The sequence below is a fragment of the Kitasatospora sp. NPDC024654 genome, from assembly GCF_055559155.1.
In genome coordinates, this window is record NZ_JBVHLF010000006.1 from 48,046 (window position 1) to 64,169 (window position 16,124).

A 16,124-nucleotide genomic window follows, 5' to 3' on the forward strand; every position below is an offset into this window, starting at 1 on the left:
GTTATCCGCATCCCCCCACCTCCCCCCCCCCCACCCCCCCCCACCCCCCCCCCCCCCCCCCCCCGCCCCCCCCCCCCCCCCCCCCCCCCCCCCCCCCCCCCCCCCCCCCCCCCCCCCCCCCCCCCCCCCCCCGCGTCGCCTCCGTCAGCTCACCCCGCCAGGTGCCCGGTGTCGTTCCACAGCTCCGGCCACAGCCGCTCGCCGTCCGAACGCCACACGCTGGCCGAGCAGTTGCGCACCGGAGCCAGCTCGACCAGCCGCTCCTCGGTGAGCCGCTCCAGCACGTAGCGCAGCATCAGCACCACGTTGTCGTGTGCCACCAGCAGCACCGGCCGCCCGGCCTCCTCCGCGCACAGGTCGCGCAGGCAGCTGCGCACCCGCAACGCGACATCCGCCCAGCTCTCGCCGCCCGGCGGCCGGTAGTACAGCTCGCCCATCTTCCGCCGCCGGGCAGCCTCCTCCGGGTGCCGCTTCTCGATCGCCACCGGCGTGAGCATCTCCAGGATCCCCAACTCCCGGTCGCGCAGCCGCTCGTCGTACCGGATCGGTGGCCCGGCCGGCAGCGCGCCCAGCCCGGCGGCCTGCGCGACGGCGATCCGGGCGGTCTCGGCGGTCCGGACGTACGGCGAGCACCAGACCGTCCGCGGCCGGTCGACGGACGGCAGCGCGGCCCACCAGTGCCCGAACGCCCGGGCCTGCGCCCGGCCGGTCATCGAGAGCGGTATGTCGGCGTCCCGGCAGGTGATCGGCACGGTCAGCGCGCCGGTCGCCTCGGCCAGCTGGAACTCCACGTTCGCGGTGCTCTCGCCGTGCCGGGTGGCGATCAGCACGGACGGCAGCGCGACCGGGCTGCTGTGCTGTCGGTGCCCGTTGAGGATGGTGCTCAGCTCTGGCATGGCCGTCTCTCCCCCTGTGCTCAGATGGTCTGGCGGCCGGTCCGGACGGATGCCCCCGCCGGGAGGCAGGGCGGCCGGATGGCCGGGAGACCGGGGCCGGGCGCCGCGCGGGGCCGGCGGGGTGCCCTGGTGAGGCGTCCTGGCACCTGTGCGGTGACCGGGCCCCTTGGATCTATGATCGCGCCGCCACTCCCCAGTGTTGATGGAGGTGACGGCGCGACCACAGGGCGCGCGCCGTGCCGCTTAGTGCGCTGCCACCGGCTGGGGCGCATCGGCAAGCTCTGGGTCGCCCGCCTCCGCGCTGTAGTCGGCCGGCGCGGTCTCGTCCACGCCCTCGGGCGTCCTGGCCGCCCGCAGCACCAGCGTGAGCACCACCGCGACCAGCAGGTTGAGCACGAACGCGGTCAGCCCGATGTAGCCGATCCGGCCGATCACCGGGACGGTCGCCGAGTTGCCGCCGAAGTGCCTGGTGGCGGGGGAGGAGATGCGGTACGCCTGCCAGGTCCCGTAGACCATGCCGACCGCCCAGCCCGCGAGCAGCGCCCAGCGGTGGAACCAGCGGGTGAACAGCCCGGCGACGATCGCCACGAAGGTCTGCAGGATCCACAACCCGCCGAGCAGCTGCAGGTTGACGGCGACCTGCTGGTCCATCCCGAGCACGAAGGCCAGCGCGCCCACCTTCACCAGCAGCGAGGCGGCCTTGGCGACCTTGGTCTCCTCGGCCGGGGTCGCCTGCGGCCGGATGAACTCCTTGTACACGTTGCGGGTGAACAGGTTGGCGGCGGCGATCGACATGATCGCGGCCGGCACCAGCGCGCCGATCCCGATCGCCGCGAAGGCCACCCCGGTGAACCAGTCCGGGAAGAGCTTCGCGAACAGCTCGGGCACCGCCAGCTGCGAGTTGTAGCCCTTCACGCCCTTGCCGACGCCGGCCGCGATGGCCAGGAAGCCGAGCAGCGCGAGCAGTCCGAGCATCAGCGAGTAGGCCGGCAGGATCGCCATGTTCCGGCGCACGGTGGTGCGTGACCTGGCGGCCAGCACCCCGGTCACGGTGTGCGGGTACATGAAGAGCGCGAGCGCCGAGCCGAGCGCCAGCGTCGCGTACGCGAACTGCGCCTTCGGTCCGCTCACCATGGCGCCCACCGGCTGATGGGTGGCCGGGTTGATCGTGCCGAACTTCTGCGCCGCGCTGTCGAAGATGTGCCCGTAACCGCCGAGCCGCATCGGCAGGTAGATCACCGCGACGATGATCACCACATAGACCAGGATGTCCTTGACGAAGGCGATCAGCGCCGGGGCCCGCAGCCCGGACGAGTAGGTGTAGGCGGCCAGCACCGCGAAGGCCAGGAAGAGCGGCAGGTCCTTGACGAACCAGTTGGCGTGCGCCCCGCCGCCGATCCCCAGGGTGTCCAGCACCGCCTGGATGCCGACCAGTTGCAGTGCGATGTAGGGCATGGTGGCGAGGATCCCGGTCAGCGCGACCGCCAGCGAGAGCGCCCGTGAGCCGTACCGCCCGCGCACGAAGTCGGCCGGGGTGACGTACCCGCGCACCCGGGCCACCGACCAGAGCCGGGGCAGGAAGACGAAGACCAGCGGGTAGGCGATGATCGTGTACGGCACCGCGAAGAAGCCCGCCGCGCCGGTCGCGTAGACCGCCGCGGGGATGGCCACGAAGGTGTACGCGGTGTACATGTCGCCGCCGAGCAGGAACCAGGTGATCCAGGTCCCGAAGCTGCGGCCGCCCAGGCCCCACTCGTCCAGGTGCAGCGCGTTCTCCGCCCGGCGCCAGCGCGAGGCGAGGAAGCCCAGCACGGTGACCAGTAAGAAGAACAGGACGAAGACCACCAGGGCGACCGTGTTGACGCCGTGCCTCATCGCGACTCACCGTCCTGGGCCGGCCGGGCCGCCCGGGCCGCCTTCGTCGCCCGGCGCCGCTTCTCGTCCCGGTTGACCATCAGGTAGGCGGTGGTGGTGAAGACGGCGGACACCGGGATCCAGAGGATCTGGTACCAGTAGAAGAACGGCACCCCGAGCAGTCTCGGCGTGAGCCGGGCGTACGAGGACACCCAGAGCAGCGCGACGACCGGGACGGCCAGGCTGACCCCGGCGACCACCCGGGCCGGGGTCAGCGCCGGCAGCGCGTCCGGTGGTGCCTGCGGGGCGATCGGATCGATGGACATGGGCGACTCCGGCGAGGCGAGGGATCCCCAGCAGTGCCGCAGCGCAAAGGGGTCACCCCGTACGCCCGCCGAGCAGCGACTGTGGTGATCGGCTTGGACTGCACGGAATGTAGGGCACCGAACGGTCGGTTGTCACCACACTTCTCACACCGTCTCAGTTCATGAACCGCCGACCGGCCGGCCGCACGCCCCGCGCGACCCGGCCGCGCCCCCACGACAGGGCGCTCAGCTGGGCCGTTGCAGCCGGGTGATGAACTTGTAGCGGTCCCCGCGGTAGATCGACCGCACCCACTCCACCGGCGCCCCCTCGGCGTCGAAGGAGTGCCGGGACAGCTGCAGCATCGGCAGCCCCACGTCCGACCCGAGCAGTCCGGCCTCGCGCGGGTTGGCCAGCGTGGTCTCGATGGTCTCCTCGGCCTCCGCGACCACCACGTCGTACACCTCGCGCAGCGCGGTGTAGAGCGAGTCGTGCTTGACCAGGTTGCGGCGCAGCGCCGGGAACCGCTTGGCCGACAGGTGCGCCACCTCGATCGCCATCGGGTCGCCGTTGGCCAGCCGGAGCCGCTCGATCCGCAGCACCCGCCCGCCGGGCTTGATGTCCAGCAGCGGCGCGAGCCGGTCGTCGGCCGTCACGTAGCCGATCTCGATCAGCCGCGAGGTGGGCTCCAGGCCCTGCGCGCGCATGTCCTCGGTGTAGGAGGTGAGCTGGAGGGCCTGAGCGACCTTGGGCTTGGCGACGAAGGTGCCCTTGCCCTGGATCCGCTCCAGCCGGCCCTCGACCACCAGCTCCTGCAGCGCCTGCCGGACGGTGGTGCGCGAGGTGTCGAACTGCGCCGCCAGCGCGCGCTCCGGCGGGACCGGGGTGCCGGCCGGCTGGGTCTCGGTGAGCTGGAGCAGGTGTCGCTTCAGTCCGTAGTACTTCGGCACCCGCGCGCCGGCCGGCTCGCCGGTCACGCCGGACTGCACGGGCGGCTCGCCCGCCTGGGGGTGGTTCGCCCGAAGCGGGGCCGTGGTGCCCCCGTCGCTGCTCATGGGCCGCTCTCCGCTCCTCGTGGGTCCTCACCGGCCCCACTGCCGTGTCAACGGCACACATCGTTGCACGTATGCCCGTGGCTGGGGCACCAGGTCGCGGGATGACGGACGGCTTCTCATCCGGTGGCAAGGACCTTCTCATCCGGTGACGAGCGGCCGATCACCCGATGTCGCGAACCCGATCACACGATGAACGATGAGCGGTGTCGGCTTGATAACGGCTCGTCCGGATCGCGCGCCGGCCCGTTGACACCTCCATTGGTCTAGGCCAAGCTCCAGGCATCTGGTCTACACCACTGCAGACCAGCCATGAAACCCCAGCCCATCTCACGGGTTCGCGACTCCGCTCTCCGCCGATCCGCGGCGGTATGTCGCCGGCCGCCGATGGGGGCACCCGGGCATCCCTCAGGAGGATGGCGTGAAGCGTCAGCTCATCGCGGCGGTCGGCGTCGCGGCAATGGTCGTCGGCGTGGCGGCGTGCGGTTCGTCCGGTGGAGGCAAGGACGCCGCCGGCAACTACAACGGCAAGACGGTGACCATGTGGCTCATGTCCGGCTCGGCCCCGCAGGCCTGGCAGGACGGGGTCAAGGCTGACTTCGAGTCGCAGTACCCGGGCGCCAAGCTGAACATCCAGATCCAGCAGTGGGACGGCATCGGCCAGAAGGTGACCACCGCGCTCTCCGAGGGCTCGGTCGACGTCCTGGAGGTCGGCAACACCCAGACGGCCGGCTACGCCGCCACCGGCGGCCTGCTCGACCTCACCCCCGACAAGGCGGACCTGGGCGGCAACGACTGGCCGGCCAACCTGAACGCCTCCTCGGTGCTGGACGGCAAGCAGTACGCCGCGCCGTGGTACTTCACCAACCGCGTGGTCATCTACAACAAGGCGCTGTGGACCAAGGCCGGCATCACCGCCCCGCCGGCCACCCTGGACGAGTTCTACTCCGACCTGGACAAGCTCAAGCAGTCCGGCGTCGCCAACCCGATCTACCTGCCCGGCCAGGAGTGGTACACCTACTTCGGCCTGATCGCCGGTGACGGCGGCCAGATCGCCAGGCAGGACGGCGGCAAGTGGGTCGGCAACCTGGAGTCCCCGGAGGCCAAGCAGGCCTTCCAGACCTACCAGAAGCTGCAGAGCTACTCGACCGCGCCGAAGGACAAGGACGAGGCCACCCCGCAGCAGAGCACGCTCTTCCCGCAGGGCACCATCGGCTCGATGATCGGCCTCGGCTGGGAGGCCCCGGCGCCCAAGGACATGCCGGCCGACAACGTGGGCTACTTCCCGATCCCGGGTCCGACCGCGGACAAGCCCTCCGGCGTCTTCCTCGGCGGCTCGAACCTGGCCGTCGCGCAGGACAGCAAGAACCCCGACCTGGCCAAGGGCCTGCTCAAGATCGCCCTCTCGGACAAGTACGAGGGCATGATGGCCTCCGCCGGCCTGATCCCGAACAAGCCCTCGCTGGACTCGCTGGCCAACACCCCGTTCGCGCAGGCCGCGTTGAAGGCCTCGGTGGTCGGCGCCACCACCCCGAACCTGCCGAACTGGGCGAACGTGGAGAACCCGCCGGCCCCGATCAAGGAGTTCATGACCGCCGTCCTCCAGGGTGCGGACTACGACTCCACCGCCAAGCAGTACGACGGCCAGATCACCGCACTGCTGAACCAGAAGCAGTAGTACCGCGCGGCGCCGTCCACCGGCCCTCGGCCAGGGCCGGTGGCCGGCGCCGTCGTCCTGTCGTGGCCACTCGTCGGGCCAGGGTGTGAGGAAGAGAGAAGATGGCTGTGCATTCGGAGCGGGTGCAGACACGGTCCCCGGAACCCGGGCAGGCCGCCACCCGGCCCGCCGACCCCGAGCCGAGCGGCCCCGGCGGCGGCAGAGCGGCCGCCGGCCCGAGCCTGCGGGCCAGGAGCGCGCCGTACCTGCTGCTGCTCCCGGCCACCCTGGCCACCCTGGCCCTGCTGGGCTGGCCGCTGCTGAAGACGGTGCTGCTCTCCTTCCAGAACCTGAACCGCCGCCAGCTGATCCTGCATCTGACCGAGTGGAACGGCTTGGACAACTACAAGCAGCTGCTGACCAGCGCGGACTTCTGGCACACCACCGGCCGCTCGATCGCCTTCACCCTGGTCAACGTGGTGCTGATCATGGCCGGCGGCACCCTGGTCGGCCTCTTGCTCAACCGGCTCGGCAGGAAGATGCGGCTCTTCCTGCAGGCCGGCCTGGTGCTGGCCTGGGCGATGCCGATCGTGGCCAGCACCACGGTCTTCACCTGGCTCTTCGACTCCCAGTACGGCGTGGTCAACTGGCTGCTGAACGAGCTGGGTTGGCACAGCATGGCGACCTACAACTGGTACAGCGGCCAGCTGTCCACCTTCTTCGTGATCGTGCTGCTGATCGTCTGGGGCTCGATCCCGTTCGTCGCCTTCACCATGTACGCGGGCCTGACCACGATCCCCGCCGAGCTCTACGAGGCCGCCCGGATGGACGGCGCCGGCCCGGTCAAGATCTTCACCTCGGTGGTCTTCCCCAGCCTGCGACCGTTCTTCCTGAGCACGACCTTCCTCGAGGTCATCTGGGTGTTCAAGTGCTTCACCCAGGTCCTCGCCATCAACAACGGCGGCCCCCAGCGGCTCACCGAGACCCTGCCCGTCTACGCCTACATCGAGGGCAGCGGCAACCAGCACTACGGCGTGGGCTCGGCGATCGCCGTGCTGACCATCCTGATGCTGGCCGTGCTGATGGCGTACTACTTCCGGATCATTCTGAAGCAGGAGGACGAGCTGTGAGGCGCTCGCTCTTTGGACGCGGCTGGCCCAACGTCATCGCCGTCGTCCTGTTCGTCTTCTTCGCCTTCCCGGTCTACTGGATGGTGACCACGGCGTTCAAGCAGAACACCGACATCCTCACCAAGACCCCGGTCTTCCTGCCGCTCGGCGGCACCCTGGCGCACTTCTCCCGGGCCACCGGCGCGCCGCAGTTCTGGGAGATGGTCGGCAACAGCTTCACGGCGACGCTGGGGGCGGTGCTCGCCTCGCTGCTGATCGCCACCCTGGCCTCTTTCGCGATCGCCCGGATGCGGTTCCGCGGCCGCAAGGCCTTCGTGCTGGTGATCATGCTGGCCCAGATGGCGCCCTGGGAGGTCATGACGATCTCCGTCTACATGATCGTCCGGGACGACTCCATGCTGAACAGCCTGGTGCCGCTCACGCTCTTCTACATGATGATGGTGCTGCCCTTCACGATCTGGACGCTGCGCGGCTTCATCGCCGCGGTGCCCAAGGAGCTGGAGGAGTCGGCGATGGTGGACGGCTGCACCCGCGCCCAGGCCTTCGTGAAGGTGGTCTTCCCACTGCTCGCGCCGGGCCTGATGGCCACCTCGCTGTTCGGCTTCATCACCGCGTGGAACGAGCTGCCGCTGGTGCTGATCCTCAACAAGGCCACCGGCCCGGGCACCGCGCAGACCCTGCCGCTCTGGCTGACCTCGTTCCAGAGCACCTTCGGCGACGACTGGGGCGCCACCATGGCCGCCTCCACCATGTTCGCCCTCCCGGTGCTGGTCATCTTCCTGTTCCTGCAGCGCAAGGCGGTCGGCGGGATGACCGCCGGCGCGGTGAAGGGCTGACTCGGTGAGCATTCTCGTCCCCAGCGTGCCGGACAGCGACCAGCTGCACCGCGACGCCCTGACCGTCCTCCAGCCCGGCTTCGAGGGCACCGCGCCGCCCGAGTGGGTCCGCCGCCACCTGGCGGCCGGCCTCGGCTCGGTCGCGCTCTTCGGCCGCAACGTCACCGACCCGGCCCAGCTGGCCGCGCTCACCGCCGCGCTGCGCCGGGAGAACCCGGACGTCCTGGTGGCGATCGACGAGGAGGGCGGCGACGTCACCCGGCTGGAGGCCGGTTCCGGCTCCTCCTGGCCGGGCAACCTGGCGCTCGGCGCCATCGACGACCCGGCGCTCACCCGCGACGTCGCCCGCGAGCTCGGCCGGGCGCTGGCCGAGTGCGGCGTCAACTACAACTGGGCGCCCTCGGCCGACGTCAACTCCAACCCGGCCAACCCGGTGATCGGGGTCCGCTCGTTCGGCGCCGACCCGGAGCTGTGCGCCCGGCACACCGCCGCCTGGGTGGAGGGCCTGCAGTCGGTCGGCGTGGCCGCCTGCGCCAAGCACTTCCCCGGCCACGGCGACACCGCGGTGGACTCGCACCACGGCCTGCCGGTGGTGGACGTCGACGAGGACCTGCTGCGCTCGCGCGACCTGGTCCCGTTCCGGGCCGCCATCGCGGCCGGGGCGAAGGCCGTGATGAGCGCGCACATCATGATCCCCGCGCTGGACCCGGTGCACCCGGCCACGCTCAGCCGGGCCGTGCTGACCGGGCTGCTGCGGGCCCGGTCGGCCGACGGCGGCCTCGGCTACGACGGGCTGGTGGTCACCGACGGCATCGAGATGGGCGCCATCGCGGACACCTACGGCATCGCGGAGGGGACGGTGCTGGCGCTGGCCGCCGGCGCGGACGCGATCTGCGTCGGCGGAGGCCTGGCCGACGAGGAGACCGTGCTGCGGCTGCGCGACGCGATCGTGGAGGCGGTCCGCGCCGGCCGGATCCCCGAGCAGCGGCTCGCCGACGCCGCCGGACGGGTCCGCGCGCTGGGCAGCTGGGCCCGGATCTCGGCCCAGGGCGCCGGCCCCGAGCCGGACCTGTCGATCGGCCTGCGGGCCGCCCGCCGGGCGCTGCGGGTGACCGCGGGGTCCGAGCCGTTCACGCCGGTCACCGACCGCCCGTACGTGGCCTCGTTCTCCCCGGTGGCGAACATCGCGGTGGGCGACGAGACGCCCTGGGGGGTGGCGGGCATGCTGGCCGCCCGTTTCCCGGGCACCCGAGCGGAGAGCATCGGCCCGCGGGACGCCGTGCCGGAGCGGCTGGACGCGCTGGTGGCGCGGGTGCTGGCCGGTGCCGAGGGCCGCAGCCTGGTCCTGGTGGTGCGCGACACCCACCGGCACCCGTGGATGGCGGCGGCGCTGCGGCTGCTGCTGGCGGCCCGGCCGGACGGCCTGGTGGTCGAGATGGGCGTGCCGCAGGCGGCCTCGGCCGGCGCCCTGCACGTCGCCACCCACGGCGCCGCCCGGGTCTGCGGGCTGGCCGCCGTCGAGGTGCTCACCGGGCAGCCGACCGCGCGGAGTTGAGCGTCGTCCGGGCCGGGGCGCCCCGGCCCGGGGGCGACCGTAGCATCGGCGGTGGGATCCCGCCGCCCGCCCGGAACCAGCCAGCTCACCGGAGGTCCGCCAGATGTCCGACCAGCAGCTCCACGTCCCCGGCCGGATCATGGCGGCGGAGATGGCCGAGCAGCCGACCGTGCTGCACCGCATCCTCGACGAGGGGGCGCCACGGATCCGCGACGTCGCCGCCGCGATCGCCGCTCGAGGCCCGCGGTTCGTGCTGCTGACCGCGCGCGGCACCTCCGACAACGCGGCGCTCTATGCCAAGTACCTGGTCGAGGTCCTGCTCGGCAGGCCGGCCGGGCTCACCTCGATGTCCACCACCACCGCGTACGGCGCCAAACCGGACCTGCGGGACGTGCTGGTGATCACGGTCAGCCAGTCCGGTGGCTCACCCGACCTGGTGGCCTCCACCAAGGCCGCCCGGGAGGCCGGCGCGATCACCCTGGCGGTGACCAACAACGCCGGCTCGCCGTTGGCCGAGGTCTCCGAGTACCACGTCGACGTGCTGGCGGGCCCGGAGATGGCACTGCCCGCCACCAAGACCTACACCGCCGACTGCTCGCGCTCTACCTGCTGGTCGAGGGCCTGCGCGGGGGCGGGACCGCGCAGGCCCGGGGGCTGCCGGAGCTGGCCGCGCGGGTGCTGGACCGGCAGCTGGAGGTGCGGGCGCTGGCCGAGCGCTACCGGTTCGCCCAGCGGCTGGTGATCACCTCGCGCGGCTACGGCTACCCGACCGCCCGCGAGGCGGCGCTGAAGCTGATGGAGACCAGCTACGTCGCGGCCATCCCGTTCTCCGGTGCCGACCTGCTGCACGGGCCGCTGGCCATGGTGGACAACGTCTCCCCGGTGATCGCGATCGTGCCGGACGGCAAGGGCGGCGAGGCGCTGCAACCGGTCCTGGACCGGCTGCGCGGTCGGGGCGCGGACCTGGTGGTGGTCGGCCAGCAGGACCAGGTGGACGCCGCCTCGGCGGGGTTCGCACTGCCGCCCGGGGTGCCCGAGGAGGTGCAGCCGATTCTGGAGATCCTGCCGCCGCAGCGGCTGGCCTACGAGGTCACCATCGCCCGCGGCCAGGACCCGGACGCCCCGCGCGCGCTGGCCAAGGTCACCGAGACCCACTGACCACGGCCCACCGAGCCGGGAGAGCACTACGGGCCACGGCGCCGACGCAGGACCCTCAACCTGCGCGGCACCGCAGCCCGGAGCTGTCGTCGGACGCCGGGCCCCACAGACCCTGCGTGCACCGGGACTGTGCGGTGTCCCGGCGCGACGGCGTCCGACCGAGGAGGGACCGCGCGGGGTCAGGGCAGCTGCGCGGGTACCACTCCTTGGTGCTTTTCCATTGTGGACTAGACCAATCCGGGTTGTCCAGGAGCCTCCGAAACTGGTCTGGACAACTTGCGGGCGCCCCGGCCGCCCGCCGCGCTCCCGCCCGCCCGGTTACGCTCGCCCTGTGCCCTCGCTGAACGAACTCGTCCGCCGCCACACCACCCTCACCGGTGCCGACGTGGAGTGGCTCCACCTGCTGGTCTCGGAGTGGCAGCTGCTCTCCGACCTCTCCTTCGCCGACCTGGTGCTGTGGATCCCCACCTGGGACGGCATCCGTTACGTCTCGGTCGCCCAGATGCGCCCCAACACCGGGCCCACCTCCTACCAGGACGACATGGTCGGCCACCTGGTCCCGCGCGGTCGCCGGCCGCTGCTGGACGCCGCCTTCGACGAGGGGCGGATCGTCCGGGAGGGCGACCCGGAGTGGCGCGAGGAGGTGCCGGTCCGGGTGGAGTCCATCCCGGTCCGCCGCGAGGGCCGGGTACTCGGCGTGATCGCCCGCAACACCAACCTGCTCACCGTGCGCACCCCCAGCCGGCTCGAGCTCACCTACCTGCAGAGCGCCTCCGACCTGGCCCAGATGATCGCTGCCGGAACGTTTCCCTACCCGGGCGAGCAGGTGGACATGGACGCCGCGCCGCGGGTGGGGGACGGCCTGATCCGGCTGGACGCCGACGGCATCGTCACCTACGCCAGCCCCAACGCGCTCTCCGCCTACCACCGTCTGGGCCTCACCACGGATCTGTTGGGTGGCCATCTCGGCCGCACCACGGCCGAGTTGGTGCCGCCGTCGCGCGGTCCGGTGCACGAGGCGCTGGTGAAGCTGGCGAGCGGGTGGGCGCCCCGGCAGACCGAGGCGGAGGCCCAGGGCGGCGTGGTGTCGCTGCGTGCCATCCCGCTCAAACCCAAGGGGGTGCACACCGGTTCACTGGTGCTGGTCCGCGACGTCACCGAACTCCGGCGTCGCGACCGGGAGCTGATGACCAAGGACGCCACCATCCGGGAGATCCACCACCGGGTGAAGAACAACCTGCAGACGGTGGCCGCGCTGCTGCGCCTGCAGTCCCGCCGGATGGACTCCGACGCGGGCCGGCTCGCGCTGGACGAGGCGGTCCGCCGGGTCGGCTCGATCGCGATCGTGCACGAGACCCTCTCGCAGACCCTGGACGAGCAGGTCGCCTTCGACGAGATCGCCGACCGGGTGCTGGCGATGGTGATGGAGCTGTCCCAGGACGGCCAGGTGGCCACCCGGCGCAGCGGCAGCTTCGGCATCCTGCCGGCCGAGGTGGCCACCCCGCTGGCGATGATCCTCACCGAGCTGCTGCAGAACGCCCTGGAGCACGCCTTCGGTCCCAAGGCCGCCGGCGCACTGGAGGTCAGCGCGCTGCGCGGCCGCGCGCCGGCCGGCGGCGCCGGCTGGTCGGAGAGTTGGAACGGCGGTGCCCGCCCGGCCGAGTACCTGCTGATCACCGTCCAGGACAACGGTCGGGGGATGCCCGAGGGCTTCGACCCGCAGCAGGCCGGCAACCTCGGGCTGCAGATCGTCCGGACGCTGGCCACCGGCGAGTTGGGCGGCACCTTCGACATGGTCGCGGCACCCGGCGGTGGCACCAAGGTGGTGCTGGAGATCCCGGTCCCCTGAACACCCTTGCGACACAGGCCGGTTGGGGCACAAAAACGAGGCCCCGCCGACCGGGGGGGGTGGGTCGGCAGGGCCTCTCAACCCGTTCCGGCCGTCGGGGGGAGTCGGTCGGAACGGGGGCTCTTTGGGTGGTGCGGCACTGTCGGTCGACAGCGGCCACCGGTGGTTCGCTCGCCCCGTCGTGTTGCGTACGGTGAGCGTCCCAGGTCCACAGTATTGCTCTGCGTGAACAGTAGCAAGTGTCCGGACCGAGCTGTGCCACGGACCGCACCGGAGCGCGGCCTGATCCTGCGGAAGGCTTCGACGGACGTGCGGCCGAAGCCCTTGATCATGTGTTGATCGGTACTGCGAGCGGTCGGTGTCGCGTCGGATCCGACGGGTCGACCGGGTGCTGCGGAGAACTGCGATCGTGCGGTGCGCGGGACTCGCTCAGGCGGTGCGGGCGCGGTTGCGGGCGGCGCGACGCTTCATCGCACGACGCTCGTCCTCGCTCATGCCACCCCAGACGCCGGCGTCCTGGCCGGTCTCCAGGGCCCACTGCAGACACTGCTCCATGACGGGACAGCGGCGGCACACGGCCTTGGCTTCCTCGATCTGCAGCAGCGCAGGACCGGTGTTCCCGATCGGGAAGAACAGCTCCGGGTCCTCTTCGCGGCAGACAGCGCGGTGGCGCCAGTCCATGGTCGTCCAACTCCTCCTGCCGGCGGGGGTTGCCCGGTCGGCACTATCGATGGCTTGTGAATGTGAACGCTTTCACGAATCCCACAACGGCAAAAGGGACCAAAGGCCTCTACGGCCTGGCGGTCTGTGCTGAGGGGGGTTCGGGCGATTCCTGAGGGGTCCCAGCGGGATGCTCAGTGGGGATGCTTCGCGGTGTCCCGCTGCGAGGCGTCCCGATCGCCATGTAGAGGTTCGCAAACCTCGAGCCCGGATACAACCCCCTTCGAGGAGGAATTTTTGATTCTTCGGTGTCGCCTAGCTCACAGCCCGTACTTCTATGGAGTGAAGGGGGCTAGCACGTTCGAGAACAAGGGGGGAACCCCCTTTTGGTCACACAATCACACGCAGTGCCCGTCGAACGCCTGTGAAACTGACGCGACTGCGGTCTCCAAGATGGTCCCCGTCGACCTGAAATGGCACGGGTTCCTGTGAAACCAAGGTGAAGTGTCTGACGTCGTGATAGGAGACGACGTGCTTCCCGACCGGCCCCGCAGGAGTGCCGGATTGCTCCGAAGGAGTGTGCGACCGCAGGATCTGACGGACCGTACGAGCGGTTCCGAACGCCGTCATTCGAGTGATACCGAAGACGTCCAGATCCGTTTCGAAGGAAGCCGCGGGAGAGGGCAGCACCGGCCGGTTTCCGAGAAAGGTCCACGGCGAGGTGTTGGAGACTATGGTCATCACCAGCCCGGACTCCGGCGCCCGGCCCGGCAACTCCAGCGTCACCGGCCCGGACTTGCGGTGTTCACGCTCGGTGACGTAGTGCCGGAGCGCTTCGCGGACGTACAGCGCGTGCGTCGACCGTCGCCCGGCCCGACGCTGTTCCTCCACCCGGCCGACCACGCCGGCGTCGAAGCCGAGACCCGCGGTGAAGGTGAACCAGCGGTCCGGCAGCCCCTCCGTCATCGCCTTGCCGAGCGAGATCGCCCGCTCGCGACGGGTCTCGATGGCGTCCAGCAGCACCCCGGTGGCCTCCACCGGGTGGTTCGGCAGGCCGAGCGCGCGGGCGAAGACGTTGGTGCTGCCACCGGGCACGATGGCCAGGCGCGGCACCCGTTCGGCGGGGCCGTTGGCGAGCAGCCCGTTGACGACCTCGTTGACGGTGCCGTCACCGCCGAGCGCCACCACCAGGTCCACCGTGCCGTCGGTGGCCGCCTCGCGGGCCAGGTCCCGGGCGTGACCGCGGTACTCGGTGACCGCGACCTCCAGCTTGAGGTCGCTGCGCAGCGCGTGGGTCAGCACGTCCCGGGTACGGCCACTGGTGGTGGTGGCCTTCGGGTTCACGACCAGGAGCGCGCGCATGAGGTTCAGCCTACGGCCCGGCGCCCGGACGGTGGCGGCTACCCTGCTGGGGTGAGCGCAGAAACCTCCCCCACCGCCCGGCCCGTCCAACTGCTCGTCGCCGCCGCGCTGACCAGCGCCGAGGGCGCCGCACTGGCCGGTTGGGGCCTCTACATGCTGGCCGCCGGGCTGGTCGAGAGCACCCGGAACCAGGGGCTCAACGAGTTCGGCGGCTTCGTGATCCTGCTGATGGGCCTGCTGCCGCTGCTCGCGGCGCGCGCGCTGCTGAAGCTGCGCCGCTGGGGCCGCAGCCCGGCCGTGATGACCCAGACGCTCTGCCTGCCGGTGGCCTACTTCATGTGGCAGACCGGTGGCGTGATGGCCGGCCTGGGCGCGCTGGTCGGCGTGGCCGGGGTCGCCGGGCTGTTCACGCTGCTGACCCCGACGGTCACCGAGGCGCTCTACCGGCCGGAGGGCTGACCGCGCGGCCGGCCGCGGTCCGGCCGGCCGCGACTACTCCTCGACCAGCAGCTTGTCGCGCAGCTGGGCGAGGGTCCGGGCGAGCAGCCGGGAGACGTGCATCTGGGAGATGCCGACCTCGGCCGCGATCTGCGACTGGGTCATGTTCCGGAAGAACCGCAGCACCAGGATCTTCTGCTCGCGCTGCGGGAGTTGGGCCAGCAGCGGCTTGAGCGACTCGCGGTACTCGACGCCCTCCAGCGCCTCGTCGGTGGCGCCCAGGGTGTCCGCCACCGCCGGCGACTCGTCGTCGCTGTCCGGCACGTCCAGCGAGAGCGTGCTGTAGGCGTTGGCGGACTCCAGGCCCTCCAGCACGTCCTCCTCGGAGATCCCGAGGTGCTCGGCCAGCTCGTGCACCGTGGGGGAGCGGCCGTGCCGCTGGGAGAGCTCGCTGGTCGCGGTGGTCAGCGAGAGCCGCAGCTCCTGCAGCCGGCGCGGCACCCGGACCGCCCAGCCCTTGTCCCGGAAGTGCCGCTTGATCTCGCCGACGATGGTCGGCGTGGCGTAGGTGGAGAACTCGACGCCGCGCTCGTGGTCGAACCGGTCCACCGACTTGATCAGGCCGATGGTGGCGACCTGGGTCAGGTCGTCCAGCGGCTCTCCGCGGTTGCGGAACCGCCGGGCCAGGTGTTCGACCAGCGGGATGTGCATCCGGACCAGCTGGTTGCGCAGCTCGACCCGCTCGGGTGAGCCCTCCGGCAGCGCGGAGAGCTGGATGAACAGCGCCCGGGCGGCCTCCCGGTCCGGGGCGCCGGTGCGGTGGTGCGCGCTGCTCTGGGCGGGTACCGCGGCCCGGAGGGCGTCGCCCTGGTCCGTGCCGGGGGCCTGGTCGGCCTCCGGCAGGCCGGCCGGGCCCTGGTCCGGCAGCGGGGCTGCCGTCGGCTCCGGCGTCGGGTCGGTCGGCTGACTCATCCGGTGGGCGTCCTTCGGGTGCGCGTCGTCATGGGAGGCGGGCCGCGGGGCGGGTCCACCCGGCTGAGCCGGAACGGTACGGCTTCCGGCCGCCGATCCGTGCGCGGCGCGGGCGCCCGCGGGCAGGTCGCCGGTGGGCAGGTCACTAGCGGGCAGCTCGCCCATGGGCAGGCCGTCGGCGGGCCAGGGCCCGGCGGCTGCAGTGCGATCCAGATCACTCACGGCGATCCCCCGTTCCGTTCCGGGAGCACCCGGACCGCCGTCGCGGCCAGGGCCATCACATTGGTTGTACCGCGACCTGCCCCCTGAACGGGAGCGACCGGGCCCCGGACGCCGTCGTGGCGTGGCAGGGGCCGGTCGCCGGTGCGGGCTCGCGCCGGGCCGGCCGCGGGGGACGGCCCG

13 protein-coding genes and 1 pseudogene are annotated in these 16,124 nt (G+C 71.7%); 7 read left to right on the forward strand and 7 right to left on the reverse strand.

Features of this window, described 5'->3' with window-relative positions:
- Positions 1-149: 149 nt before the first annotated feature.
- The 4 genes from ACZ38L_RS05570 to ACZ38L_RS05585 form a co-directional block, all read right to left on the reverse strand.
- Complete coding sequence (locus ACZ38L_RS05570; RefSeq protein ID WP_465689512.1) at positions 150-896, reverse strand: histidine phosphatase family protein; 747 nt, start codon at positions 894-896, stop codon at positions 150-152.
- 243 nt (positions 897-1,139) lie between these two features.
- Positions 1,140-2,771 carry a monocarboxylate uptake permease MctP gene (mctP, locus tag ACZ38L_RS05575; RefSeq protein ID WP_465689514.1) on the reverse strand — a complete coding sequence of 544 codons (1,632 nt, stop codon included), beginning with the start codon at positions 2,769-2,771 and terminating at the stop codon, positions 1,140-1,142.
- A complete protein-coding gene (locus ACZ38L_RS05580; RefSeq protein WP_465689516.1) occupies positions 2,768-3,076 on the reverse strand; it encodes a DUF3311 domain-containing protein in 309 nt (102 codons plus the stop codon). The genes mctP and ACZ38L_RS05580 overlap by 4 nt, the downstream gene beginning before the upstream one ends.
- Before the next feature lie 225 nt (positions 3,077-3,301).
- Positions 3,302-4,108, reverse strand: coding sequence for a GntR family transcriptional regulator (locus ACZ38L_RS05585; protein WP_465689518.1), 807 nt, complete (start codon positions 4,106-4,108; stop codon positions 3,302-3,304).
- Positions 4,109-4,526: 418 nt separating this feature from the next.
- Between ACZ38L_RS05585 and ACZ38L_RS05590 the strand changes: the two genes are divergently transcribed.
- From ACZ38L_RS05590 to ACZ38L_RS05615, 6 genes and pseudogenes are all read left to right on the forward strand, one after another.
- Positions 4,527-5,783: an extracellular solute-binding protein gene (locus tag ACZ38L_RS05590; RefSeq protein WP_465689520.1), complete on the forward strand. Its 1,257-nt coding sequence runs from the start codon at positions 4,527-4,529 to the stop codon at positions 5,781-5,783.
- Between the two features lie 101 nt (positions 5,784-5,884).
- The gene (locus ACZ38L_RS05595; protein WP_465689522.1) at positions 5,885-6,892 is read left to right on the forward strand and encodes a carbohydrate ABC transporter permease; all 1,008 of its coding nucleotides are present in this window, start codon (positions 5,885-5,887) and stop codon (positions 6,890-6,892) included.
- The gene (locus ACZ38L_RS05600) at positions 6,889-7,728 is read left to right on the forward strand and encodes a carbohydrate ABC transporter permease (RefSeq protein WP_465689524.1); all 840 of its coding nucleotides are present in this window, start codon (positions 6,889-6,891) and stop codon (positions 7,726-7,728) included. The genes ACZ38L_RS05595 and ACZ38L_RS05600 overlap by 4 nt, the downstream gene beginning before the upstream one ends.
- Positions 7,729-7,732: 4 nt before the next feature.
- Positions 7,733-9,283, forward strand: coding sequence for a glycoside hydrolase family 3 protein (locus tag ACZ38L_RS05605; protein WP_465689526.1), 1,551 nt, complete (start codon positions 7,733-7,735; stop codon positions 9,281-9,283).
- Between the two features lie 103 nt (positions 9,284-9,386).
- Positions 9,387-10,441 (forward strand): annotated as a pseudogene (locus ACZ38L_RS05610) (SIS domain-containing protein).
- Positions 10,442-10,781: 340 nt separating this feature from the next.
- The gene (locus ACZ38L_RS05615; RefSeq protein ID WP_465689694.1) at positions 10,782-12,290 is read left to right on the forward strand and encodes a sensor histidine kinase; all 1,509 of its coding nucleotides are present in this window, start codon (positions 10,782-10,784) and stop codon (positions 12,288-12,290) included.
- A gap of 429 nt (positions 12,291-12,719) precedes the next feature.
- Here the strand turns inward: ACZ38L_RS05615 and ACZ38L_RS05620 are convergent, their stop codons facing one another.
- Both ACZ38L_RS05620 and ACZ38L_RS05625 read right to left on the reverse strand, forming a co-directional pair.
- Complete coding sequence (locus tag ACZ38L_RS05620; RefSeq protein WP_014138019.1) at positions 12,720-12,971, reverse strand: WhiB family transcriptional regulator; 252 nt, start codon at positions 12,969-12,971, stop codon at positions 12,720-12,722.
- A 369-nt stretch (positions 12,972-13,340) separates the two neighbouring features.
- Positions 13,341-14,312, reverse strand: a complete 972-nt coding sequence (locus tag ACZ38L_RS05625; RefSeq protein ID WP_465689528.1) for a diacylglycerol/lipid kinase family protein — start codon at positions 14,310-14,312, stop codon at positions 13,341-13,343.
- 51 nt (positions 14,313-14,363) lie between these two features.
- Between ACZ38L_RS05625 and ACZ38L_RS05630 the strand changes: the two genes are divergently transcribed.
- Entirely contained in the window at positions 14,364-14,771 is a 408-nt protein-coding gene (locus tag ACZ38L_RS05630; RefSeq protein ID WP_465689530.1) for a hypothetical protein, read from the forward strand.
- 33 nt (positions 14,772-14,804) lie between these two features.
- Here the strand turns inward: ACZ38L_RS05630 and ACZ38L_RS05635 are convergent, their stop codons facing one another.
- Positions 14,805-15,722 (reverse strand): RNA polymerase sigma factor SigF, encoded by a 918-nt coding sequence (locus tag ACZ38L_RS05635; RefSeq protein WP_396558339.1) that lies wholly within the window; start codon positions 15,720-15,722, stop codon positions 14,805-14,807.
- Positions 15,723-16,124: the final 402 nt, after the last annotated feature.